The following is a 25,714-nucleotide window of genomic DNA, read 5'->3' on the forward strand; positions in this document are numbered from 1 at the left end:
ATGTTATTAAAGGTTTTTTAAACTATATGGCACAAAATCTGAACGAATGGCACAAAATATGCACTCAAAAAGATATAGCCGATCTATTAGATGCTTACGGCGGTTTTCATGATACTTGCATTGTTTCGGTAAACTATTTAAGCGGAACACACGTTGATAGCGAACGAGCTATGCATTTTAACGAATTCGATACATATAAGTTAAACATAGTTTTCCATAGTCAGTGGAGTAATTATGCATTAGAATTACATTTTTCGGGACTGCGAAGATTCCACTTGACAGGCATGCAAGATAATTATACTAATGATATTTTTGATGCTTCCATAAAATTCTGCGATAATATACTTCCGTCAGGATACCAAACCCCTGCACAAGTAATTGTTTGGGCGGATAGATCTAATTTCGATATTAAGGACATCGATACGCAATTAACAGAGCCGGCAGATACATACGTTATTGCTCATGCTCTAAAATGGCGACTGATTGAAAAATAAATCTAAAATATAATTCGCTTTAATCCGTTTACGAAATCGGCTATTAAATATCCATAAAAATTCTATACGGAACTATCCCTCCTATCCAAAGGAGGGTTTTTATTTACGAATTACGTTATATTACGCATTAAACTTTACGCAACGATTTTTTTGCGGCGACAAACATAAAGACGGTATGCGCCGCGACAAACGCCGCGAGCGGAATATAGCAATATATTTCGGGCGTAAACGTGCAAGCGATTGCGCAAATCAAAAACCCGTAAGCTCCGACGTTCCAGTATTTTACAGCCGCCGATTTCAAGCCCGACTTGAACTTGCGCTCGCACGCGCCCGCGTCTTGCGATTCGTGCATAAACGTAGGCAACACCGCCGAAAACACGGACAGCACAAACGCCACGACGATAGAAACAAGCCCGTGCACATTGACAAACTGCACGGATTTGCTCGCGTCGAACTGTTGGAGTATACCGTAAAGAATGACGGCGCACATGGACAGCGACAGCATTACGCTGAACAGAATAATAGACAAAAAGTTATTTTGCAAGCGGTGCCGTTTTTTGAGCGACGCCGAAATAAGTATGATGGACGCGGGTATGACCGATATGAGTATAATAAACAGATTGTTGTACTTGCTGTAATACTCGCCCGCCGTCGCCATTTCAGACGGACGGTAAAATATAGTGACCTTGTCGGGCAACATGGGCAACGACAGCGCGGTTGCAAACAGCGTAATAGCCGAAATCCACAGCGCGACCGTTACGAGGATTTTGTCCGAATCGTTAAGCCCGTTCTTCTTTTGTATCATATCGATCCTCCCTTTATTTTAAGATAGCTCACGGCGTTAAGGTCGAGCGACGCGGGCTTAACGCCCGCCGCCATCATGTCGCGCGCGCGCACGGCTACCATTGCCGCATTGTCCGTGCACAACGACATAGGCGGAAAATACACCATATACCCCAGCTTTTCGCCGTCGGCTTTTAGCCGTTCGCGCAAATACGAATTTGCCGAAACGCCGCCCGCGGCGACAACCGTCGTTATGCCCGTCGCTTTGACCGCTTGCGCGGCGCGATCGGCGAGCATGCCGACCGCAGTCTTTTGAAAAGACGCGCACACGTCGGGAAGGTTGGGTTTTTCGCCCTTTTGTTCGAGGTTGTGCAAATAATTGACGACCGCCGTTTTAAGTCCCGAATAACTCAACTCCGCCGCCTTGCCGCGCTTGCGTTCCATAAACTCGATGTTGGCCTCGCCCGTCCGCGCGAGCCTGTCTATTTCGGGTCCACCGGGGTACGGCAAGCCCAACGCCCGCGCAACCTTGTCAAACGCCTCGCCTATCGCGTCGTCGGTCGTAGAAGAAATCATGGTAAAGTCGTTGCGCCCGTCCACGCGCGCAACGCCCGTATGCCCGCCGCTCGCAACAACCGCGAGGAACGGCGGCTGTAATTGCGGATAGGACAGGTAGTTAGCCGCTATATGCGCCTCGATATGATTGACCGCGCACAGCGGAATATTTAACGCGTAAGCGAGCGCCTTTGCCGCGGACACGCCCACGAGCAACGCGCCCACAAGCCCCGCGCCGTAAGTAACGCCGATAGCGTCGAGATCGGTTTTGCACACGCCCGCTTTGTCAAGCGCTTCGTCAATGACGGGCAGTATCGCCGTCAAGTGATTGCGCGACGCGATTTCGGGCACTACCCCGCCGAACCGCCTGTGTATTTCTATCTGCGACGAAATGACGTTGGAAAGCAGTTCGTCGCCGCGCAACACCGCCGCCGAAGTTTCGTCGCAAGACGTTTCTATTCCTAAAATTATCGGATTTTCTCTCATGTTAGCTCAACGGGATTTTTTAAGATAGTCTATGATAAACCCTTCTATATCGCCGTCCATAACGGACTGAATATCCGAATCCTCGAACCCCGTGCGGTGATCCTTGACAAGCGTGTACGGCTGAAACACATACGAACGAATCTGACTGCCCCACTCGATTTTTTTGAGATCGCCCTTAATGCTCGCCGCCTTTTCCGCCGCCTCGCGCTCTTTAAGCTCGACGAGCTTGCTTTTAAGCATGGTCATAGCCATTTCGCGGTTTTGGGTCTGACTCCGTTCGTTCTGACACGTAACGACAATGCCCGTCGGAAAGTGCGTTATGCGTATCGCGCTGTCCGTCTTGTTAATGTGCTGACCGCCCGCGCCGCTACTGCGATAGGTATCGACTCGGATTTCGTCGGGATTGATGGTTACGGTAATGTCGTCTTTAATTTCGGGCATGACTTCGAGGCTTGCAAACGACGTATGTCTCCGCGCGTTCGCGTCGAACGGCGAAATTCGCACCAAGCGGTGCACGCCCTTTTCCGCTTTGAGATAACCGTAAGCGTTTATGCCGCGCGCGATAAAAGTCACGCTTTTAATGCCCGCTTCGTCGCCGTCCAGCCTGTCCAAAACCTCCACGGCATAGCCCGACTTTTCGCAGTACATTTTGTACATGCGGAACAGCATGGACACCCAGTCCTGCGCTTCCGTGCCGCCCGCGCCCGCGTGCAGGGACAGTATCGCGTCCGACTTGTCGTACTCGCCCGTCAGCAACGCCGAAATCTGCGCCTTGCCCGCGTCGTCGAGCAACGCCTCGGTTTCGGAAAACAACTCCTCGGTAAGCTCGTCGTCCGCCTCGACAGACAGAAGATCCGCCATTGCGATAAGGTCGTCGGCTTTGCGGAACAGTCTGTCAAACTTGCCGAGCGTATCGTCGATATACTTCGCCTCGCTGTTGACCGCCTGCGCGACCTTGGGATCGGAATACAACGCAGGATCGTTCTGCTTTTCGGCAAGCTCCGCGCGCCGCGCTTTTAGCTTGTCGGGCGCGACTGCGGCATAGGCGTCGGAAATAAGCCCCTGCGCCTCGCGTATTCGTATTTTGCTTTCTTCTATATCCATGAAATATCCGTTAATAATTAATTCTGCGGATTTAAGAAATAAGTCTGTCGTTCAGTTTAAATATAAGTGATTGTGCGCATAGCCGTATTTATCACACAACCGTCGACAACGCGCGACGGGAGTGTAACCCCAGTATGACCGAGGTTAGCAAGCCTTTAAGCGCATTGATGCGAGTTAGGCAATCATTGTCAAACCTTTAAGCGCGTTGGCGCGGCGTAGGCAAGGAATGGCGGAATTTTTGACGGGGAGCGTACTTCGGGTACGTGACCCGAAAAAATTTCGCACTGACGTAGCATACGCCGATGCAAACGCGCTTAAAGATCTTTGCCGCAACAATTCTTGTATTTCTTACCGGACCCGCACGGGCACGCGTCGTTCCTGCCTATCTGCTTGGACTTGGGCGTTACGTCCGGCTCTTTAACCTGACGTTCGCCGTCGCCGTGGTTTTCTATAAGCTCAGTTTCCTGCTTGGGCGGCGCGGGCGGATACTCGACGTTGGCGTGCATGAGCATGACCGTAACGTCGTCGTGAATATTATTGATCATTTCGTCAAACATCTCGAACCCTTCCTGCTGATACGCAATGACGGGGTCTTGCTGACCGTAAGCCTTTAAACCGATACCGCTGCGCAAAGCGTCCATGTTGTCTATGTGGTCCATCCACTTTTGATCAACCACGCGCAGCATGACGTACCGCTCTATTTCCTCGAAGTCCACGCCGTGTTCTTTCGCCTCGTCGATCTTGGCTTGATATGCGTCGTTGACCGCCTGATACAGCATGTCTTTAAGCTCGTCGATCGTGTAATTTTTGAGTTTGTCCTCGTCAAAGAACTCGGCTACGCCCGGCATAAACTTGCGCTCGACTTCCTTGTTAAGCCCCTCGGCGTCCCACTCGTCGTAATCGACCTTGGGGTCGGTGTAAGCGTCCACGGTGCTGTCGCAACGGTCGCGCAAAATTTTAAGAATTTCGTCGTGCATGGGCATGCCTTTAAGCACCTTGCCGCGCTCGGCGTAAATTATTTCGCGCTGTTTGTTCATGACGTTGTCGTATTCGAGAACGGACTTACGCACGGAAAAGTTGCGCCCCTCGATATTGCGTTGCGCGTTTTCGATCTGCCGCGACAAGATTTTGGCGGACAGCGGAGTGTCCTCGTCCACCTTGAACATGGACATAACCTTTTTAAGCCGTTCGCCCCACAACCGCAACACGTCGTCTTCCGCCGAAAGGTAGAATATGGACGATCCCATATCGCCCTGACGTCCAGCACGACCGCGCAACTGGTTGTCGATACGCCGCGACTCGTGTCGCTCGGTGCCTATAATGCGCAGACCGCCGAACGCAATGACCTTTTCTTTTTCCGCGGCGACTTCCTTTTTAAACTCTTGAAGATATTGATTGTACAACTCGCGAGCCTTCTTGACCTCCTCGGTTTCCGCGGGGAATACGGACGCGGCAAGATCGATATCCGCCTCCTCGAACCCGTCTTTGAGCAGTTTTTCTTTCGCCATAAACTCGGCATTGCCGCCGAGCATAATATCCGTACCGCGACCCGCCATGTTGGTGGCGATAGTCACTTGGTGCAGTCTGCCCGCCTGCGCGATAATAGCCGCTTCCTTGGCGTGGTTTTTTGCGTTGAGCACGTTGTGCGGAATTTTTTCGCGCCGCAAAATCTTGCTCAATTCCTCGCTCTTTTCGACGTTGGTCGTGCCGACCAGCACGGGCTGACCGCGATCGTAACATTCTTTAATGTCCTCGACAATGGCGCGCGTCTTGCCCGCAACGCCCGTAAACAGCAAATCGTTTTCGTCCACGCGCTGAATAGGCAGGTTGGTGGGTATGGTGACGACGTCCAGCTTATAAATGGAACGGAACTCGTTTTCCTCGGTCTTGGCGGTACCCGTCATGCCCGAAAGTTTATCGTAAAGTCTGAAATAGTTTTGGAACGTAATGGTCGCAAGCGTCTTATTCTCCGACTGAATACGCACGTTCTCTTTGGCTTCGATAGCCTGATGCAAGCCGTCGTTATACCGCCGACCTATCATAAGTCGCCCCGTAAACTCATCGACTATAACGACCTCGCCGTCGTTTACGATATAGTCTTGGTCGCGGTGCATGATAAAGTTGGCTTTAAGCGCGTTATTGATATAGTGATAAAGTTCGGTGTTTTCTATGTCCGCAAGGTTCTCTACGTCGAAATAAGTTTCCGCCTTGGCAATGCCGTTCTCGGTGAGGTTGATAGCCCGCTTTTTCTCGTCTACCTCGTAATCCTCGTCCCTGACAAGCCTGCGCGCAAAACGGTTGGCGCGGCTGTACATCTCACTGCTTTTTCCGCCCTTGCCCGATATAATGAGCGGCGTTCTCGCCTCGTCGATAAGTATGGAGTCCACCTCGTCGATAATGGCGAACGCAAGATCGCGTTGTACCATGTCCGCGCGCCGAACGACCATGTTGTCGCGCAAATAATCGAAGCCGAACTCGTTGTTGGTGCCGTAAGTTATGTCGCAGTTATACGCCGCGCGTTTCTCATCGGGTTTCATGCCCGAAATCGCAACGCCGACGGTCAAGCCCAAAAACCTGTGAATCTTACCCATCCACTCCGCGTCGCGCCGCGCAAGATAATCGTTGACGGTTACGACGTGCACGCCTCTGCCCGTTAGCGCGTTGAGGTATGCGGGGAGCGTGGAAACAAGCGTCTTACCCTCGCCCGTGCGCATCTCGGCAATTCTGCCCTGATGCAAAGCGATACCGCCCATAATCTGCACTTTAAAATGTTGCATATTGAGCACGCGCTTACCCGCTTCGCGCACCACCGCAAACGCTTCCGGCAAAAGATCGTCCAGCGTTTCAAAGTTCTCGCTGTAACGCTTTTTAAACTGCTCGGTCATGCCGCGCAGTTCGTCGTCGGTCATGCCCGAAAACTTGCCTTCGAGCGCCAAAACCTGTTCGGCGCGCGCCGAAAGTTTTTTTACGTTGCGACGGTTGTCGCTGCCTGTGATAAAAGAAATAAGACCCATGTTGCTCCTCGTCCTTGCAAAATAACGCGTTAATCCCGCCGCGCCGCCGTAAAAGAGTGCGCGCACGCCCGCGTTTAACCATTGCACCGCTTTTAATTTTATCATAATAATAAGATAATTGCAAGGGATTATCCGCAAATAAATACACTATTTGCCCGCGCGCCGCGCCGCCCGCACAGAGCCACGACAAAACCCACGAAAATTTTGACGAATACGCTAATAATTTTCGACAGAGTACCCACACTAAACTTATGACCGAAAGACAATGCGACAACTGCTTACGGCGTTTCCCCGCCGACGAAGTACTGCACTGCGACGCATGCGGAAAATGCTACTGCGAACGCTGCGCGAGCAAGCTGGGCTTGTGCGAGTGCGCGGGCGATTTGACGTACTTCGACTGACATAACCCGCAAAACCCGCCGCACGGCGAGCAAAACGCGATAAAAAAACAACGGGCGGAATAAAAACCGATCCGCGTTTTGCATTGGCGATTTTTGCACAAAAACGGGCTTTAAACGCGTCAAAAGATTAGAATAAAGAGTTCGGCTCAATGTCGAACTCTTTTTACGTGCAATCGATTCCGCATAAAAGACAAAATGCAAAGAACGCCCGAAACTCGGACGTCCTTCGCTCTCATCGGATTTACGGGCTATAAACCCGTATGGTAGACATAACCGTATCGCGCTAATTGGCGCCGCCGCTCGGACCGTGCATTGCAATGGCTATCTGTTCGGCTTGATCCTTTCTCGCCTGCTCCGCATGCTTTTCTATCGCGTCGTTGGCGCGGTCTTTAAACTCCTGCGCATTGCTCACCGCGCGGAACACATAGCCCTGCGAACCCGTGCTCGTAATCTTAATATTGTAGTAGTGCAAAATATTTCCGAACACGCCTGCGTCGAACGACACGCTGTCTATCTTTTCGACAGGCACGTCGAGCGTCTGTATTTTAAGAACGCCCTGCTTGCCCACGACGCGCTTATTGGTGACGACAAGATTGGTAGTAAGAATAACGATTATTCTTTGGATAAGCGGAAGTCCGCCCAGTATGGGCAGAACGACCCAAACGATAGTGCGAAGATTGGCATAAACTTTAACTTTGTTTTCAAAGTTGGCAAGATCGGCAAAGTTCTTGATATCCTCCGGACTCGGCTCTTTAAACACCACCGTCGCAAGTACCGCCGCTATGGCGATTGCTATCGCAAAAAACAAAATGCGCGGAACCAAATACAAAAAACTGATTTTAGCTTTGACAATCACTTCTTCCCCGTTGCGCAAATTCTTTTCCACATAGTTCATATAATTTTTTCTCCTTCGTTGATTACTTAATGAGTAATAATTTACTCACATGGTTATATTATATAGGTAATATATTTCTTTGTCAAGCAAAAATGAGTAATTTTTTACTATAATTTTGATAAATCGACAACGCAGAAAACTGCCGCAAAGGAGCGAACATGATACGAATCCGCACACTGCGAAAAGAATACGGGTTAAGCCAACGCGAGCTTGCGCTTAAAATAGGATCGAGCCAAAAATCTATCGACCTATGGGAAAAGGAAAAAGCGGAGCCGACCGCAAAGTTTATATGCGCGCTTGCGGACTGTTTCGGGTGTTCTGCGGATTATCTGCTCGGCAGGGAGGACGACTTCGGCAACGTCAACGTACAGAGCGATTTAACCGAGCGCGAAAAAACATTGCTGTCCGATTACAGGCGATTGCAAGACCGCGACAAAGACCAAGCGCAATCATTTCTCGAATTTCTGCTGTATTCAAAACAAAACTAATAAAACCAACAGAAAACCGACGGCAACGCAACAATCGCCTGCCGTCGGTTTTTAAATAGTTAAATTACATTGCCGTTATTTGGTGCCGAATAAGCGGTCGCCCGCGTCGCCCAGCCCGGGGAGAATATATCCGTTTTCGTTAAGACATCTGTCGAGCACCGCGACAAAGATATGCACGTCGGGGTGCGCGGTCGCAAGCCGTTCCACGCCCTCCGGCGCGGCGATAATGGACATTTGATGTATGTCTTTGCAACCCTTGCTCTTTAACAAATCGATTGCCGCGCTTGCGCTGCCGCCCGTCGCCAACATGGGGTCGAGCACTATGGCGCGCATTTTCTCTATGCCGTCGGGAAGTTTGCAATAGTATTCCTGCGGCTGTAAAGTCTGTTCGTCGCGGTACATGCCGATATGCCCGACCTTTGCCGTCGGGAACAGCGTATGTACGCCCGCGACCATGCCCAACCCCGCGCGGAGCACGGGCACGACGGCTATCGAATTTTCCGCGACCATTTGTTGCTTGCACTTTTCGAGCGGGGTTTGCACCTCCACTTCCTGCGTGGGAACGTTCTTAAACGCCTCGTAAGTGAGCAACATCGTTATTTCTTCCACAAGCTCGCGGAAGTCTTTTGTGTGCGTATCGACCGAGCGCAGTATAGCTATCTTGTGACTGATTAGCGGGTGATCGAGTATCGTAACGTTTTTAAAGTTTTTCATTTCGCTTTCCCCTTATTTTTAGGTTTTGCAGTGTTTTGCACTTCCGCTTGCGCGGTCGCTTGGGGCTGTACAGGCGCGTCCGCCTCTGCGTTTTGCGCATCGTCCGCATTATCCGACTGTGCGGGCGCGTCCGCTTGCGCCGCTTCTATAACGCCCTCTTGCGCAATCGGCTCTACGCCGCTCGCCAAGCCGTTTTCGGCTTCGGCGGTTTCGACCGCGCCGCCGTCACCCTCCGCCTTTTTGCCGCGGATATTGACAAGCAGGTTGACAAGTATGCCGAGTATGAGCGCGCACGCAACTTCCGTAATGGTTACTTTGCCGATATTGACGACCATGCCGCCCACGCCCGCAATCAGGATAACCGACACGACAAACAAATTGCGGTTGTCGTTGAGGTCCACTTTTTGCACCATTTTAAGACCGGACACGGCTATAAATCCGTACAAAGCAATGCACACGCCGCCCATAACGCACTTGGGTATGCTCGCGAGGAACAGCGTGAACGGAGCGAGGAACGCAGACAGTATCGCCATGCACGCGGTCACAAGAATAGTTATGACCGAGGCGTTGCGCGAAATGGCTACGCACCCGACCGACTCGCCGTAAGTGGTGTTGGGGCAACCGCCGAAGAACGCGCCCGCAACCGAGCCGACGCCGTCGCCGAGCAAAGTGCGGTGCAAACCGGGGTCTTTAATAAGGTCGTGTTCGATAATGGACGAAATGTTTTTGTGGTCGGCAAGGTGTTCGGCGAAAACGACGAACGCGACGGGGATGTACGCGACGGCTATCGTGCCGATATACGCGCCCACGTTGCCCAGCTCGCCCGCATTGTAACCGCCTTTAAACGCGGTCACAAACGCGAAGTCGGGATACCAAGCCGAAGCCGAACCCAATGTTTCAAACGGTGTAAAGTCTATCACGCGCAAGAACTCCGCGCCGTCCAGATAGCTGAAACCGGTAAAGATAGCGGCAAGCGCATAGCCCGAAAGTATGCCGATAACAAAGGGTATCATTTTTACCATTCTCTTGCCGTACACCGAGCACGCAATGGTCACGCCCAGAGTTACAAGCCCGCACAAAAGCGCGATAAACTGATTGGCATACGCTACGCTTATGATTTTCGGAACAATCTGTTCCACACCGTTCACGACTTCGATAGTAGTGCCGCTTATTATATTGTGCATTGCACTGCCCGACATAAGGTCGCCAATCGCATTGCCAGCAAGCGACAAGCCGATTATTGCAACGGTCGGTCCGATAACTACGGCAGGCATGATTTTGTCAATCCACTTCGTGCCCGCAAACTTGACTATTATCGCGATTATGACATACACAAGCCCCGCAAACACAGCGCCGATAAGCAAACCGAGGTAGCCGAGCGACATGGACACGCCGCCCGCAAACGCCGCGCCCATAGAACCGAGAAACGCGAACGAACTGCCGAGGAACACGGGGCTTTTAAACCGAGTGAACAACAGGTAAACAATCGTGCCCACGCCCGCGCCGAACAGCGCGGCGGACGGTTGCATGCCGTTGCCCACTATCATAGGCACCGCGATAGTCGCCGCGAGTATGGCGAGAAGTTGTTGCAGAGAAAATAAAAGCAGACGCGGTACTTTCGGTCTGTCTTTTACGCCGTAAATCATTTGCATAATTTTTATCTCCCGTATGGTATAAAGCCGTACAATTTGTTTAGCTATTGTACACCCGTAAAACAATATACCAAAATTCGACGGCAATGTCAATAATCTTGCGCAAGTAATCGCCCCGTCGCAAAAATTTTTATGTTTATTTTTTATTCGTTTGCGTGCAATCCAACATTTCTATCGCAAGCAAATTCCAGCTTAAAAATCCGGGATGCAGATTTGGTTCGCCGTTTTCGGGGTTATAGCTTTCATACATATCCCCGCTTTTCTCTATATTCTCCCCGATTACGCGCAATGCGGCGCGCCGCAGGTTTTCCGCGCGGTCGGCAAAACCGTAACGAAGCAAACCCGTATAAATCAAATAGTTGGGCACCGTCCATATCGCGCCCAACCAGTTGGACGGATTGGAGCTTTTTTCAAGGTTGTACATCTTTTCGTCCGCGGCAAGCGTGCGCAGTCCGAAATCCGACATAACATTGCGGTCGTCCAAATGTTTGCAAACGCGTTGCGCGCGGTCGGGCGGACAAATTCCCGCATACAGTGGAAGGAAACAACCCCAAAACCTGATTTTAAGCGGCAGTGCGCGCCATGACGGAGCAAGCCCCGCATGGAACTCGAAGTCACCTATTTTGCGCTTTGCCGCGTAAAAACCTACGTCTTGCGAATAATACAGGCCGTCGCGTTCGTCCCACATTTCGGCATTGATAGCGTCTTTTAGCCGCGCCGCGCTTTTTTCCGCAAGCTCCGCCTCCGCGATTTTATTTTTGGCGCGCAGGATTTCGGACAGCGCAATATATTCGACATACATAAAGCTGTTGAGATAGACGTCCGCGCACGACCGTAGCGGACGGAAAAACACGGTCGGGTTGTTGTCTATGCCGATCATAACATCGTCCTGCCACACAAAAAGTCCGCTGTTTTTATCGTATTGATTTTGCTCATAGTATCGCATGTACGCAATTAAACGGTTTTCGTCAAGCCAATCGAAATCGTCGGTAAATTTACAGGCTTGCAACGCCGCTTGACACAAGAACGGCTTATGCTGATTAAGCGGCACGCCCTTTTTGTGCTCCGCATGGAAATACCCCTCGAACAATCCGCCCGCCGCAACCATTATAGGCACATATCCGTCGCGCTCTTGCGCGGCAAGAAAATTCAATACGCAACCTTTTATATGCTCGACTACGCGTTCGCGCGACAAGCCCGCTTTATCGACTCGCTCCGCAGGCAAAACGTTGCACGCACGGCACAGCGCGCGCGCCGTAAAATACGAATCCCAATCCCACAGTTCGCCGCCGTACCCCGCCCCCGGGTCGATATACGGGTACTTTAAATCGCCCGTCGGCGGCTTTAAAACGCCGCCCGCACGGTTAAGTATATATTGCAATATAATTTCGTCGTACTGTTTAAACATGCCTTTGTTCTCCTTGCAAGCGCGCTTGCTCGTCTTTTGTCCGATATATGCCTATTATACTACAAACGCGTTTTTCGCGCAATAGATTTCTTTAATATACGGCGTAACAATGTCCGAAATCCGACAGCATACAAAAACCGCGCCCGCACTATAATTAAATGCGGACGCGGCTTTATTCGTATTTATTTTATTTTCTTATCTTGCTATGGCGCAAGCGTTACAGTATCGCTTTATAGCCCATACCGCGAACGGTGACTATTTTTTCGCGGTACTGCTCGCCGAGCGACTTGCGCAACATTTTGATGTGAGTATCGACGGTACGGTCGTCGCCGTAATAATCGAAGCCCCAAATTTTGTCCAAAAGTTCCTGCCGCGAAAACGCCTTGCCGTTGTATCGCGCGAGCAAGAACAGCAACTCGCACTCCTTGGGCGTCATGGGCACGCGCTTGCCCGCAATAAACACGGCGCAACCCGCAAAGTCTATGGTCAAATCGCCCGACACCATTTTATCCTCGTTAATCGCACCCCTGCGCATGATTGCCGCGGCGCGCGCCATAAGCTCTTTGGGACTGAACGGTTTTGTGACGTAGTCGTCTGCGCCCATTTCAAAGCCGTGGAGCTTGTCGTACTCCTCCACGCGCGCGGAAAGAATAATTATCGGCGTTTGCTTGGTCTTGCGAATTTCCTTGGTCGCGGAAAAACCGTCGAGCTTGGGCATCATCGCGTCCATGATAATCATGTCGAAATCGGTTTCGCGCGCCTTGCGCACGGCTTCCATGCCGTCGGCGGCGAACTCGGTTTCGTAACCCTCGAACTCGCAATATTCTTTAATTACCTGACGGATTCCTTCCTCGTCGTCTACTATAAGAAATTTAGCCATAGCATCACCTCTTGTGTAAATTTCCACATTTACTATTATAAATAAACATTATGTAATCCCGACGGGTTATCGGTATAATTATTGTGTCGAACTATGTCGATTTATTCACAAATCGCCGCTGCTATTTCAGCTTGATAGAGCTTAAAATTTTTGTGAGAATAGTGACGATAAAGTAGCTTGAAAGCACGACCGTCGCCACGAACCACGTTTGAGTAAAGCCTATTTTTTCAAGACCGATAGACGGCATGATGTACAGGAACAGGATTGTAACCGCGACCACGCCCAGCATAAGCACCGTGCGGAACGCGTTAAACGGTTCGCACTGGCGGAACAGCACCATCATACCCACGCAAGTAATGGTTATGACCATCATGGAAATAAGTTGCGAGGGGTACGCGCTGTCGGGAGTGGCGGGCAGTTCGATAAATATATTGTACATGTACATCGACATTACGCCGAGCACGAGCGCGACGCCGCCCGGGACTGCGCGCGACACGACGTTAGATAGGAACTTGCCGCGTATTATGTTTTTATTTGCTTGCAGTGCAAGGAAGAACGACGGAATACCTATAATGCACGTTTCGAGCGGCATGAGGTTGTTGGTCGCCAGCGGGTACGGCTGTTGCATTGCAAGGAAGATAATGGACAGGACAATCGACATAAAAGTCTTCATAAGGAACATAGCCGACGAAGCCTGTATATTATTGACAACGCGCCGCCCTTCCATAACGACGTCGGGCATGGACGTAAAGTCGTTGTTTAAAAGCACCAAGTGACTTACGTTGCGCGCCGCCTCCGCGCCCGACGCCATGGCGACCGAGCAATCCGATTCGCGCATTGCGAGAATATCGTTTACGCCGTCGCCCGTCATAGCGACGGTGTGGTCTTTGGCTTTTATGGAGCGGACGAGCAACCGCTTTTGGTCGGGCGTGACCCTGCCGAAAACGGTATACTTGTTTGCGGCTTCTATAACGTCTTGGTCGGAAAACCCTTCGAGCGACACGTACAGCTCGGCGTTTTCCACGCCCACTCTGCGCGCGACCTCGGACACGGTCATGGGGTTGTCGCCCGAAATAACCTTGACGGCGACGTTGTTCTCTTTAAACCACTTAATGGTTTCTATCGCGTCCTCGCGGATATGATCCTCTATAACCAACAGACAAACGGGGCGGCGCACGGCGGGCAGTTTTTCGCCCACGATTTCCGCGGGCGAATGCGCGAGCACCATGACGCGGAAGCCGTTAGCGGCGTTGTCGTTTATAAGTTTTTCTATTCTTACGCCTATGTCTTTAAGCACGAATTCGGGCGCGCCCAACATAAACGTGCCCTCGCCCTCGAACGTGACGGCGGACAGCTTGCGCTGCGACGAAAACGGAAGCACGCCCGTCGGGTTAAGCGCCTTGCTGTACCCGAACTTGTTGGCGAGCGCGAGCGCGGTTTGGTTGTTGTCGCCCGTCGCCGTCAGCATGGATCCGATAATCTCCGCCAAGGAATGTTCGCTCTCGAACCCCTTGATTTCTATAACGTTGTTGACTTCCATCGACCCGTCGGTAATAGTGCCCGTCTTGTCGAGGCAAAGCACGTCCACGCGCGCAAGCATTTCTATGCAGTACAAGTCTTGCACAAGCGTTTGTTTGCGGGCAAGCCGCAGAACGGACGCGGCAAGCGCAAGCGACGTCAACAGGAACATGCCCGAAGGTATCATGCCTATGACCGAGCCCGCCGCGCTCGTAACGATTTCGTTCCAGTTTTTGTAAGTGGCGGTCATGCCGTCGGGCACAATGTTGCGATAGTTCGTCCACACCATAAGCGCGCCGATAGCGATAATAAAGGGCGACAGCACCTTTATAACGAGCTTAATTGAGTTCATAAGCTCGCTCTTGGGTTTCTTGTACTTTTTGGCGTGCGAAGTGAGCGTTTCCACATAGTTCGCCGCGCCCACCTTTTCGACGCGCGCTATAACCGACCCGCTACTGATAAACGACCCGCTGTACAGCATATCGCCCGCGCGTTTTTTAACCGGCTCGCTCTCGCCCGTCAGCATAGATTCGTTTACTTCGCACTCGCCGCGCACGACTATGGAGTCCGTGCAAATCTGCTTGCCCATTTCAAAGCAGATAATATCGTCGAGCACCACGTCCGACGTGGGAATCACGCTGCGCTCGCCGTCGCGTATGACCACAGCCGACGGCGCGGACACAAGCGACAGCTTGTCGATTTTCATTTTGGAACGGATTTCCTGAAATATGCCTATAACGATATTCGCTGTAATTATAACGATAAAAAACAACTGCGTCGCGCCCGCCCCTACCGCGATAAGCGCGGCGGCGACGATAAACGTCAAGATGTTAAAGAACGTAAATATGTTCTGTATAAATATGGAAAGATAGCTCTTGCCGCTTTTCTTTTTGACAAAGTTGTCGTAACCCTGTTCGATACGCGCTTCCACCACTTCGGACGAAAGTCCTACGCCGGGATCGGGTTCGTACCGCTCGGCGACCGTCAAGTCCACTGTCTTTTGCTTGCGGCGCTTGCCCGGCCTGCGCCGTCCGTCCACCGCCTCGTGACTCAACATTGTATCGTCGATCGTCATGGACTTGTGATAGTAGCCCGAAATAGGTTCTTCGGTAACGTCGTCGTCAAACACCGAACCGTCGATTACCGACTGATCGATTTTCGCATTGCCCGAATAAGCGCGCAACGACCCTTCGTATTCCGCATCCTTGGTTATAATGCGCGTCGTCGATTTTTTGGCGGGTTTCTTTTTGGAAACGCCGTTACCGTCCTGCTCGTCCGTTTCGGGCATGGTCATAGCGAGCGGCGCGTCGGCGGTTGCCGCCGCTTCGTCCGCCCTGCCCGCGGCAGTGCGATTGGCGGTATTGCGCGCGACAGTTCGCGGCGTCGCGTTCTTTACGGACGCGCCGTCGCCTGTGCGCGTTTGCTTGTCGCCGACGTTGTCCGTCGATTTCGACTCCGCCGAACGCGCGCTCTTGCCCGTCGTTTTGGGTGACGACGTTTTGGGCGTATTAGTCTTTTTGGTTTTTTCCGTCATTGCAATCCTCGCAATAGCGATTAGTAGGCGACGGCTCGACATACAAAACTCGCGCCGCGCCGCCGAGGGCTAACCGCGCCGATTGCGCGTAACCCCGTTGATATATTATATCACATAAAATCAGTTTGTCAAATCTAATCGGAGTATTTGCGCAAAACGATTTTGAGCGCGCCGCGAATAACGCACTCGCACAGCACCGCGACGGCGACCGCCGCAATCACGTAAGCAATGAGCAGAGCGGGTTCGAGGTAGATCTGCGCGAGCTTCATGAGCATGCCCAAACTCTCCGCCGTCTGCGCGAGGATTTCCGCGCCGATAACCGCCTTTATGTTGTACGAAAACGCGGTTGCAAGACTTTCGGGCAGCGCGCCGGCAAGACAGGGCAACCACAGCGACGTAAAGGTCTTAATCTTGCCCGCGCCGCAAATTCGGCACACCTCGACCAGTTCGGCGGGCACGGTCGCGGTGCGCGCCTTGGCGGACGAATACAGTATGGGAAAAATGACCAGCACGCCCAAAACTACGGGCGTGCCGTGCGCGCCCACAGCCAACGTCAGTATAAGCGTGACGGCGACGGCAGGCAACGACCGCAATGCGGAAATTATAGGCTCGACAATGCGCGCAAACGAATAGAACGCCGTCGAAAGGAAAAACGCGATAAAAAACAGTCCGAGCGAAATAAAATAGCCGATAACGCTGCGCAAAACCGTGCCGAACAGTCCCGACCAAAAATCCGCGCTTTTTAGCGCGACGCGGAGCGCGGACAAAGTCGTGCTTATTTCCGGCAACACAAACTCGGAGCCGACCGCCGCCGCGGCGATCGCCCATACCCCGAGCGCGACGGCAACAACCGCCGCGACATACAGCGCGTTAAACGCCCATCTTTTCGCGCGCTTATTCATGCTTTAAGCAATCGACTGATAATAGAATTCCGCGTCGGGCACTTTGTCGAGCGCGGTGAGCGTGTCGTTTATTTGCAGTTTTGTCAACAACGTGAAGTACGCCGTGCAGTCCTCGCGGCTGTCGTCGGCGGACACGGTGCGAATATTGCAACGCCGCACGATGTCGGAAGTAAGCGCGCCGAGTTCGGACTGAATACCGCTCGCAACATTGGCTTTGACCGCGGCGACCGCCTTGTCCGGGTTGCTCTCCGCCCAACCGTCCGTGTTTTCGAGCGCGGTTAAAAACGCTTCCACAAAGTCGCGACGGTCGTCTATGAGCGAACCTTTTGCGACAAGACACGCTTGCGGATACGAACTTTCAAACGCGCCCTCCCACATTTCCTGAATGTCTGCCGCCATGGTTTTGTTAAACTTTTTAATAGCGTTGGTCGCGGCAGGCTCGCCGAGCAACGCGTAATCGACGTGTCCCGCGCCGAGCATAGGCAACAGCTCGCCGCCGCTACCCGCATAGCGCAACGCGATCTTGTCGGTCACTGCGTTTTCGGAAACTTCGTAAGCAACATGCGCGTCGTTAAGCAACATGCGCAGAGTGAGATCGGGCACGTTGCCTTGACCGATAACGCCCAACCGCGAACCGACAAGTTCGGAAAATCCGTCAATCGGCGAATTGCCTACGATATAAAGATTGCCGTGCGTGTTGACCGACAGCATAACTATATCGACGCCCTTGTTATACAGCTTTGCCGCCGCGTTGACGGGCATAATCGCCATGTCCGCCTTACCCGAACTTACGTGCGCGGCGATTTCGTCCGCCTTTACGACGGTGAACGACGCGCCCGAATATCCGCTGTCCATAAGCCCCGCAAGCGCGATCGCAGGCGCGCCGTCGGGCATGAACACGCGCACCGTGCCCGCCTTGTCGCCGTCGTCGCACGCGGCAAGCGGCATAGCGAACGCCGCGGCGGACATGCACACCAATAATTTGGAAATTATTTTTTTCATGATTAAAAGCTCCTCTGCTATTATTTTGCGTTAATTAAAACTATTTACGACATGCCGAACATAAACGCTCGCGGCGCGAAAAAATTACACCCGAAGTTATTTGCCGAACAACGCTTTTGCAGACACGCCGTCCACCCTGCCCAACTTGCCCGACAAAGCGTTAATCGCATTGGCGGGCGCGTCGAGCACAAGCGTTATCGCGTTGATACCGCGATCGCGCATAGGCAAGCCCATGCGCCCCACGACATACTCGCCGTATTCGTGCAACAGCGCGTTCACCGCTTCCACGGCTTCGCCGTCGGACACGATGATACCGAGCACCGCTATTCTGTTTTCTTCGTTTTGCATAAAAAACCGCGCTCCTCGAACGTCGAAAAGCGCGGACAAAACGGCGCGACAAATGTCGCATAATGTACTTACGTTTAGCCGTCTTTGCCGTCAGCGCTTCTTTCGGTTCAGACTTTATATAGTCAGTATATACCAATCGCGCAAAGATGTCAAGCAAATACGACAAAACGCCCCGCGACGTGCGCGAGGCGTTTATTACTTACTGTGGATTTGACTGCCGATTATAAGCGCTTGCCGCACTTTAAGCAGAACGCAGAATCGCTCTCGTTTTCCGCGCCGCACGACGGACAGAAAATCGCCCGCTTTTCGTTTTGCTCTGTCTGCGGTTGCGCCGCGTTCTCTACGTTTGCGGGTTGCGCGTCATTTTCGACCGCCGCAGTCGCGGGTACGTTTTCCACCGTTGCGGATTGAGGTTGTTCGCTCTTTTTGTCGGTAACACCGCCTATCAACTTCTTTAACGGCGGAATGACGGCAAACAGCACGTCGACAGCCGCAAGCGCGAACGTGAGTATCGCGCCGATCGCAAAGCCCGCGTCGAGTGCGAACCCGTCGGGCATGCGCATGCCGAACAGTATGAGCGCGATTAACGCCGCGACGCCCGCCACCGACGGAACAACTATATTCAAGATTGCGGGAAGTTTTTGCACGCGTATAACGATAATCGCGGCAAACGCCGCCACCGCCGCGAGCAACAGTATAAACGCGACGCTCGCGCCGCCGTCGACAGACGCAGTCGCCGCGGCGTACCAGCCCGCCTGATTGTAAACGGGCGAAGCGGTAAGCAAGAACATGCACAGCACTGTAAGCGCGATATTGCTCGCCGCAAACGCCGTCGCGCCTATGCTCGCGCCGCGCAGAACGGACGCGAAAACGGCAAACGCCGCAAGTATAATCGCGACTGTAAGCGCGGAAATATGTCCCGCGGTCACGTTCGCGCCGAAAAGATTGACAATGCCGAGGTACGCGACGATAAACGCCAAGCTGACTGCCGCGTCGATTGCGCCGACGCGTTTGTCCTTGTTTTTAATAAGAAGAATAACGTTTTTGGCAATGAGCGCAAGCGGCGCGAGTACCGACAACGCCATCAGTATCCCGATAGTCGCATAGCCGCCTTTTGCCCAGCCGAACGCAACGCCGTCGAGCCGAGCTTGAATTTCGCTCGCATGTTTGAAATATCCGAAAAAGCTGTACCACTCCGTCACGCTCGTTTCGCCTATGTAATAGGTCACGTCAAACGCCGAAATCAAAAGCAATACCGCGCTCAAACCGAGCAACGCGTTTGCCACTATAAACGTAATAATATTGCCGTTGTCAACCGCCGATTTCGCCTTTTGCTTAAATCCCGACTTTTGCGCGTGCGGCTGTTCCGCCGCCGCGACGGGCGCGACTTGTTCGGAGTTCTGTTCGTCCGTGCTTGCGGGCGCGGGCGCGCTCTCGACCGCTTGGGGCGGTTGCTCCTCTGCTTGTGCGGGTGCTTCCTCGATTGCGGTCGGCTGTTGCTCGACTGCGGACGAAGCGACTGCGACTTGTTCTTGTTCGACGGGCACAGGCTCGACGACGGAAACGGATTGCTCCTCTACACCGCTATCGACGGCGGTCGTCTCTTGTTCGGTCTGCGGATCGATCGGTTTATTTTCCGCCTGTTTTTTAGCCGCGGGCTTTTTTGCCGACGACGCAGTCGTCTTTTTGGTCACTGACGACTTGCTCGCGGCGGGCTTTTTTGCCGCGGACGTTTTAGCCGTTGAGGCGGCTGTCGTTTTCTTTGCCGCAGGTTTCTTTGCGGATGTTTTCTTTGCGGCGGGTTTGGCATCTCCGTTATCGTTCAACGACGATATAAGCTCCGCCGCCTTGCGCAACGCTTCTGCGGCCTCCTCCCGCGTTTGACTTACGGGCTTTTTTCCTCCGCCCGTTTTTTTGCTTTCTGCCATCATTTCCTCCTATTCAATTACATGTACTGTATGATTGTACCACTTTCGCGCCGTAAAATCAAGGGTTTTAGGAATATTGTAACATAATATTTATAAGCGAATATCGATTACGCCCGCACGACAAGCCCGTCGTATGCGATATGCACGCCGTGCGGTTTTGCCGCCGCGCACAGTCCGTCGTAATCGAGGTCGCTGTTGTGCGAAAAATGCGTCGCGTACACCTGCGCGTCGGGCGCGAGCAATCCCGCCTGTTGCATCAGCTCGCGCTGTTCGACAATGTCGTACAAGCCCATGTGCCGCCCCGCGCCGTGCTTGCGCGCGCCGTAAGTGCAATCCATTGCGACAATGTTCGCTTTTGCGCCCATGTCCGCGGCGCGTTCATACACCGACTTATCGAGTACGCCCGTATCGTTAAGCAACAGTGCGCCCGTGCCGCCGCGATGTATGTAATACACCAAACACTCCTCGCCCGCCGTGTGCTTTGCGGGAAGCGCGACAATGCGCATATCCCCGCTATTTACGTCGTCGTAAGGGCGCAACGCGACGAGCGTAATATTGCTGCGCACTTCCTCGCGCATTTCGCGCGCGGTGTCGGATAGGAACATATCGCGCACCGTGGCGTTGCCGTAAACGCACACACGCGATTCGCTCATGTCGTGCGCAAACGGACCGCCGCGCATGCAAAACTCCTGCGGATAGCAGTGATCCATGTGCGCATGCGTTATAAGCACGCGTTTGACCTTGGACAAGTCCAGCTTATATGCAAGCATGTGCATATAAGTATCCATAGGGAAATCGAACAAAGTGTCGTCGTCAATCAGTATCTGACTGCGAGTGCGCACATCCCTGCCGCCGCGCTCCTTTGCGCGCGCGCAAGCGGGACAGTTGCAAAACACCGCGGGCAAACCCTCCGCCGCGGCGGTGCCCAAAAAAGCAAGCCTCATTACGCCCTGCCCTCCGCCCGCGCGGTGAGCGCGAGCACGTCCGCTTTCATGACGGGAGTAACCGGTATACTGTCTATGACCTCGACAATGGTCGGCACGGCGTAACGCGACAGGTCGCTCTCTATCTTTGCGCGCACCCTCTCCGCGTCCTGCGGCGCGCCCGTAAGATACAGCGCGATGCGAGTCTTGCCTCCGTCCTTGTACTCCACGGCGCACGCGCCCGTCACGCCCGTTATTTCGAGCGCCGCCGACTCTATCTCTTTGGGATAAACGCTTATCCCCGAAATCTTGATAATGCGTTTTAGCCGTTGCACATAGTACAAAAACCCGTCGCCGTCGATGTATCCGAAATCGCCCGTTCGCACGTACTTTTTGCCGTTCGCCTCGAAAAACACTTCGGCGTTGGCTTGCGGGTTATCGAGATACCCTTGCATGAGCGTATCGCCCGCAATCGCTATTTCGCCCTTTTCGCCCGCGGGCAAAGGCGTAACGCCGTCTGGCTCGACTATAATCGCGTCCAAATCGGACAGCATGTAGCCCATAGACCCTCTGCGGTTGTGATTAAAATTATTCACGGCGCACACCGTGACCGTTTCGGTAAGACCGTAACCCTCGAACAGCCTACCCTTTGCGCCCGCCTTTGCCATTCTGTCGTTAAATTCGTCCAACAAATCCTGCGGCGCGCAATCGCCGCCGACAAACCCGACGTAAATATTTTTAAGCGCGTCGCCGTTAAAGTCTTTCTGTTTAAGCAAAGCGCGGAACAGATTGGGCACGCCTATAATAAAGTGCATCTTGTTCTTTTTGACGAGCTTGACCGTTTTGACGGGGTCGAACTTTGGCATAAGCACGCTGACCCCGCCGTAAGTAAGCGTCGCGTGTATGCTCATTGCAAGCCCGAAACCGTGGAACATGGGCAGAGCGCCCAGCATGTACATGCCGCGCGCGTCGTCCGTACAAAGCGCTTCCAGCCCGCGGTTTCCCAGCGCGTTCACGGCGCTGTCCGAAAGCTCTATTATTTTAGGCTCGCCGCCCGTTCCGCCGCTGTGAAGATACACGCCCGTCGAGCTGTCGGAACGCTCGGGCGCGGGCGGCAACTCGCGCTTTTCGAGCGCGTCGTAAGCGGTGATATTCGTCATGTCGCCTTTATACGGCTTGACTTTAAGATTAAACGCAAACCGCAACAGCCCGTTGAGCGACCGCGCGGGGTGTATGGAAATTATGGGAAAACTATCGGTTAGCGGCGCGTACTTATCGAGGTTTATGGACAGAGTAATAAGAAGTTTGGACTTTGCCGCTACCATAAACTTACGCAACTGCGCGAGCGGGGCGAGCGGGTGCACCATGTGCGCCACCGCGCCCAGGCGGTTGACGGCGTAAAAGCAGTACACGCACTCGGGCGTGTTCGGCATACAAATCGTAACGACGTCGCCCGCGTTCACCACGGACGCAAGCCGCGCCGCCGCGTCGTCAATCGCTTTAAAAAGCGTGCCGTAAGAAAACGTTTTGCCCATATACAAGAGCGCGGGCGATTTTTCGTCCTTTTTATAAAAGTCTTTAAGCGATTGATACAAAAGCATATAAAATTTCCTCGCGGTTAAAAATTTAGTTTGTAGCCCAAGCACAGGCAAACGATTATTACAAGCCCCGCTATTGCGACTTGGTGCGCAAGATAAAACAACAGCGCGTGCCGCCCGACAAAGTTAATCGGCTTGTTCCACTTCCCGCCGAGCGCAGGCAACAGCGACAGACGTTCGGAGTAAACGGCTTTACCCCAGTACATGCCGAGGAACACTGCGCCGACATACGGAAACAAACCGAACCAGTCGTCGCCGTAAGCGTGCGTGCCGAGCACATAACCCAAAAAATGATCGTCGTTAAACGCATAGTCGAACGGATACACCATCGACCAAAAATTCTTGCCGATGCCGACGGCGAGTATTACAAGCCCTATCACGAGCGGCGCGTAAAGATTGACGCGCTTGTTAAACCGCGTGACGACGTCTACCGCCGCAACGCACAGTATGGACAGCGCAATGCAGTGCAGTATGCCGAAAACTATCCCGTCGCTCATTATGCCCATGGCTTTAAGCACAAACGACACGCCCGAAAAAGCTAACGCGACAAACCCGAGCAAACTCCCGCGCTTGGTGTTGTCGCGCGACAGCGCGCAACTAACCCCGACGAGAAACAAAAACAAAAACACAAAAATATAGTGCGCCCAAAACCGAAACCCGATATTGTCGAGTCGGCTTGTATTCCAGTACGCAGAAGCGAGTTCGGACAGCTTGTTCATAAACGGGTTGTTCACTTCGTAAGAATTGGAAAACCACGAACGAAACGCCATCAAATCGAACATCAAATGATCGAAGCACATTGCGAGCACCGCAAACCCGCGCAAAAAATCGAGTTCCCACACCCGCCGCCGCTTATCGCGGAATATAGGTTTTGTCGCAACAGTCGTCACCATGACACTATTTTACAACATCGGACGCAAAAAGTAAAGCGATAAAACGCCGCGGCGCAATATGCCCTGCCGCGGCGTTTAGATAAGATTATTCAAATACGTTTCGATGCATTTTCAAATGCTGTAATACGCAATCAAAAACGACATACCTATTACAAAAAACGCGCCGCCGACTATAAAAAATTCCAAAAACGACCGTTTGTTTTCGCTCTTGCGCGCGCGGTAATCGGCATAGGTTTCCTTATTGCGTTTTTCGGCGGACTGAAATATCGAAAAAAACTTTTTAACGGAAAACCCCGCAATGTCGTATGCGCCGCCGTTACTGCAAACTACGATAAGCCCGACCAACAGCAACACCGCGCCCGCCACCGAAAAGCAGTCCGTAAGCGAGCGCATGATCGCAATTTTATCCGTCATGCCGAACAAGCCCTGTATGAGCGCAATGCACAGCGCGACGGCGAGCGCGACCGCCGCCAGTACGATATATTTTACAATATGGCGTTTGCCGTCCGTCATGCGTTAAGCTCCGCGCGGTACTTTTGCAACTCCGCGTCATTGCACATTACAAAATGCCCGTCGCTCACTTCGCGCAAACTCGGCTTATCCTGCGAATAGTCGTGCTCGGCAAGCGGATTGTACACGTAACGCTTGCGCGTTTTTTCGTATTCGGGATCGGGCAACGGTATGGCGGAAAGTAACGATTTCGTGTAAGGGTGCAACGGGTGCGCAAACAGCTCGTCTGACGTCGCAAGCTCCACCATCTTGCCGAAGTACATAACGCCGATACGGTCGGAAAAATACTTGACTACGGACAGGTCGTGCGCAATAAACAGTATGGTAAGTCCCAGCCTGTCGCGCAGTTCGTTCAATAGGTTGATAACCTGCGCCTGTATAGACACGTCCAAAGCGGAAATAGGCTCGTCGGCGATAATCAGTTCGGGTTCCATAATGACCGACCGCGCTATGCCTATGCGCTGACGCTGTCCGCCCGAAAACTCGTGCGGATACCGCCCTGCGTGTTCGGGCACAAGCCCCACAAGCTCCAACACCTTGTACACCTGTTGTTCGATGTACTTTTTATCCTTTTCGCCGTTAATTATAAGCCCCTCGGAAATAATATCCTTGACGGTCATGCGCGGATTGAGCGACGCTATGGGGTCTTGGAAAATCATCTGTATGCGCGTGACAAGTCGCGAAGGGTTGTATCGCTCGTTTACGTAAACAAGCACGCCCGCGCCCGCCGCGCACAATACGAAAAACACTATCAAAAACGCGACGGCGCGCGGCTCTGACGGTTTATTCAAAATGACATCGGCAGGGTTTTCGGCGTTGTAATAAATGCGCAATCGAACAAGCTGTTCGGGCGTGGACACGCCTAAATCCGCGTCGTAATAATCGAGCGTTTTGATGTACGTCTTGCCGCTCACTTCGTAATGCACGGTCGTCGTGCGCGCCTGCGCGTCCGACGCGTCGACGACGGCGGACACAGTTTCAAAGTCCCCGAACCGACTGTTAAACACCGCAAACAGCGATATACTCGCAATAAGGAACGCAAGCGCGACCGCAAACGTCGCCAGCGCGGATATAATCCAAGTGCGCTTTTTTATCTTGGGCAGGTTTTCGATAGGACGAAATTTCGCCTTGTCCTCGTCCGACAGATTCTCGGGCGAACCCGCTTTTTGCACCGCCTCGTCGTATTCCTCGGCGAGCTTTTTCATGTAAATTTTTTCGCAGTTTTTGTGGTCATTGCGCGCCGACGCGATAAGCTCTTTTTGTTCGGCGATAATGCCGTCGCGCTTTTGCTTTGCGGCGGCAAGCCGTTCGGCGTACTCGCTCCGCACTTCGGTCGCGCCCTTCTTTTTGTCCTCCGCGATAAGACCTTTTATCTCTTTCGCTTCGGCAGAGTATTCCTTTTTGGCGGCGGAAATCGCGTCCTCGTAAGACCGCGTGCCCGCGCATATTCGCTGACCTTTAAAGTATACGTCGCCCGACGTTATATCGTACAGCTTGATAACGGAACGCCCGGTGGTAGTCTTGCCGCAACCGCTCTCGCCGACAAGTCCGAACACCTCGCCTTTTTTAACCTCGAAGCTGACGTCGTCCACGGCTTTCAATTCCGCGCCCGCGCCCATCTTGAAATACTGGCACAGGTGGTCTACTTTGAGCAAAACTTCTTCGTTATTTTCCATTGCCCGTA

Annotated in this window: 21 protein-coding genes and 2 pseudogenes; 3 read left to right on the forward strand and 20 right to left on the reverse strand. The window is 52.8% G+C overall.

Annotated elements, in window-relative coordinates:
• Positions 1–26 precede the first annotated feature (26 nt).
• Positions 27–494 (forward strand): hypothetical protein, encoded by a 468-nt coding sequence (locus NFR57_RS03420; RefSeq protein ID WP_251182436.1) that lies wholly within the window; start codon positions 27–29, stop codon positions 492–494.
• 127 nt (positions 495–621) lie between these two features.
• Here NFR57_RS03420 and NFR57_RS03425 read toward each other — a convergent pair whose 3' ends face one another.
• From NFR57_RS03425 to secA, 4 genes are all read right to left on the reverse strand, one after another.
• A complete protein-coding gene (locus NFR57_RS03425; RefSeq protein ID WP_251182437.1) occupies positions 622–1,299 on the reverse strand; it encodes a hypothetical protein in 678 nt (225 codons plus the stop codon).
• A complete protein-coding gene (gene tsaD, locus NFR57_RS03430; RefSeq protein ID WP_251182438.1) occupies positions 1,296–2,318 on the reverse strand; it encodes a tRNA (adenosine(37)-N6)-threonylcarbamoyltransferase complex transferase subunit TsaD in 1,023 nt (340 codons plus the stop codon). Before tsaD ends, NFR57_RS03425 begins: the two co-directional genes overlap by 4 nt.
• A gap of 6 nt (positions 2,319–2,324) precedes the next feature.
• The gene (prfB, locus tag NFR57_RS03435) at positions 2,325–3,422 is read right to left on the reverse strand and encodes a peptide chain release factor 2 (RefSeq protein WP_251182439.1); all 1,098 of its coding nucleotides are present in this window, start codon (positions 3,420–3,422) and stop codon (positions 2,325–2,327) included.
• A 314-nt stretch (positions 3,423–3,736) separates the two neighbouring features.
• Positions 3,737–6,436, reverse strand: coding sequence for a preprotein translocase subunit SecA (gene secA / locus NFR57_RS03440; RefSeq protein WP_251182606.1), 2,700 nt, complete (start codon positions 6,434–6,436; stop codon positions 3,737–3,739).
• Between the two features lie 251 nt (positions 6,437–6,687).
• Between secA and NFR57_RS03445 the strand changes: the two genes are divergently transcribed.
• Complete coding sequence (locus NFR57_RS03445; RefSeq protein ID WP_251182440.1) at positions 6,688–6,837, forward strand: hypothetical protein; 150 nt, start codon at positions 6,688–6,690, stop codon at positions 6,835–6,837.
• A 283-nt stretch (positions 6,838–7,120) separates the two neighbouring features.
• Here NFR57_RS03445 and NFR57_RS03450 read toward each other — a convergent pair whose 3' ends face one another.
• Positions 7,121–7,732: a PH domain-containing protein gene (locus tag NFR57_RS03450; protein WP_251182441.1), complete on the reverse strand. Its 612-nt coding sequence runs from the start codon at positions 7,730–7,732 to the stop codon at positions 7,121–7,123.
• Positions 7,733–7,890: 158 nt separating this feature from the next.
• On the opposite strand from NFR57_RS03450, the gene NFR57_RS03455 reads away from it, so the two are divergent.
• Positions 7,891–8,220, forward strand: a complete 330-nt coding sequence (locus NFR57_RS03455) for a helix-turn-helix domain-containing protein (protein ID WP_251182442.1) — start codon at positions 7,891–7,893, stop codon at positions 8,218–8,220.
• A 75-nt stretch (positions 8,221–8,295) separates the two neighbouring features.
• Here NFR57_RS03455 and upp read toward each other — a convergent pair whose 3' ends face one another.
• From upp to NFR57_RS08835, 15 genes and pseudogenes are all read right to left on the reverse strand, one after another.
• Complete coding sequence (upp, locus tag NFR57_RS03460) at positions 8,296–8,934, reverse strand: uracil phosphoribosyltransferase (protein ID WP_251182443.1); 639 nt, start codon at positions 8,932–8,934, stop codon at positions 8,296–8,298.
• Positions 8,931–10,586, reverse strand: coding sequence for a uracil-xanthine permease family protein (locus tag NFR57_RS03465; protein WP_251182444.1), 1,656 nt, complete (start codon positions 10,584–10,586; stop codon positions 8,931–8,933). Before NFR57_RS03465 ends, upp begins: the two co-directional genes overlap by 4 nt.
• Positions 10,587–10,722: 136 nt before the next feature.
• The gene (locus NFR57_RS03470) at positions 10,723–11,994 is read right to left on the reverse strand and encodes an MGH1-like glycoside hydrolase domain-containing protein (RefSeq protein ID WP_251182445.1); all 1,272 of its coding nucleotides are present in this window, start codon (positions 11,992–11,994) and stop codon (positions 10,723–10,725) included.
• 217 nt (positions 11,995–12,211) lie between these two features.
• Positions 12,212–12,874: a response regulator transcription factor gene (locus tag NFR57_RS03475; protein ID WP_251182446.1), complete on the reverse strand. Its 663-nt coding sequence runs from the start codon at positions 12,872–12,874 to the stop codon at positions 12,212–12,214.
• A gap of 121 nt (positions 12,875–12,995) precedes the next feature.
• Positions 12,996–15,926: an HAD-IC family P-type ATPase gene (locus tag NFR57_RS03480; protein ID WP_251182447.1), complete on the reverse strand. Its 2,931-nt coding sequence runs from the start codon at positions 15,924–15,926 to the stop codon at positions 12,996–12,998.
• Positions 15,927–16,060: 134 nt separating this feature from the next.
• Positions 16,061–16,828, reverse strand: coding sequence for an ABC transporter permease (locus NFR57_RS03485; RefSeq protein WP_251182448.1), 768 nt, complete (start codon positions 16,826–16,828; stop codon positions 16,061–16,063).
• A 3-nt stretch (positions 16,829–16,831) separates the two neighbouring features.
• Positions 16,832–17,830, reverse strand: a complete 999-nt coding sequence (locus NFR57_RS03490) for an ABC transporter substrate-binding protein (protein WP_251182449.1) — start codon at positions 17,828–17,830, stop codon at positions 16,832–16,834.
• 96 nt (positions 17,831–17,926) lie between these two features.
• The gene (locus tag NFR57_RS03495; protein WP_251182450.1) at positions 17,927–18,178 is read right to left on the reverse strand and encodes a TM1266 family iron-only hydrogenase system putative regulator; all 252 of its coding nucleotides are present in this window, start codon (positions 18,176–18,178) and stop codon (positions 17,927–17,929) included.
• A gap of 221 nt (positions 18,179–18,399) precedes the next feature.
• On the reverse strand, positions 18,400–20,106 hold the full coding sequence (locus tag NFR57_RS03500) for a zinc ribbon domain-containing protein (protein ID WP_251182451.1): 1,707 nt from the start codon (positions 20,104–20,106) through the stop codon (positions 18,400–18,402).
• Between the two features lie 107 nt (positions 20,107–20,213).
• Positions 20,214–21,050, reverse strand: a complete 837-nt coding sequence (locus NFR57_RS03505; protein WP_251182452.1) for an MBL fold metallo-hydrolase — start codon at positions 21,048–21,050, stop codon at positions 20,214–20,216.
• Entirely contained in the window at positions 21,050–22,630 is a 1,581-nt protein-coding gene (locus NFR57_RS03510) for a class I adenylate-forming enzyme family protein (RefSeq protein ID WP_251182453.1), read from the reverse strand. The genes NFR57_RS03505 and NFR57_RS03510 overlap by 1 nt, the downstream gene beginning before the upstream one ends.
• 17 nt (positions 22,631–22,647) lie before the next feature.
• Positions 22,648–23,520 carry a heparan-alpha-glucosaminide N-acetyltransferase domain-containing protein gene (locus NFR57_RS03515; RefSeq protein ID WP_251182454.1) on the reverse strand — a complete coding sequence of 291 codons (873 nt, stop codon included), beginning with the start codon at positions 23,518–23,520 and terminating at the stop codon, positions 22,648–22,650.
• A gap of 111 nt (positions 23,521–23,631) precedes the next feature.
• Positions 23,632–24,033: a DUF3899 domain-containing protein gene (locus NFR57_RS03520; RefSeq protein WP_251182455.1), complete on the reverse strand. Its 402-nt coding sequence runs from the start codon at positions 24,031–24,033 to the stop codon at positions 23,632–23,634.
• Positions 24,030–24,698 (reverse strand): annotated as a pseudogene (locus NFR57_RS08830) (ATP-binding cassette domain-containing protein); the annotation flags it as partial. The pseudogene NFR57_RS08830 and the gene NFR57_RS03520, both read right to left, overlap by 4 nt.
• A 639-nt stretch (positions 24,699–25,337) precedes the next feature.
• Positions 25,338–25,706 (reverse strand): annotated as a pseudogene (locus tag NFR57_RS08835) (ATP-binding cassette domain-containing protein); the annotation flags it as partial.
• Positions 25,707–25,714 lie beyond the last annotated feature (8 nt).

Origin of the sequence: Anaerocaecibacter muris (assembly GCF_943192945.1) — a bacterium.
In the GTDB taxonomy this organism is placed as follows: Bacteria; Bacillota; Clostridia; order Christensenellales; family Pumilibacteraceae; genus Anaerocaecibacter; species Anaerocaecibacter muris.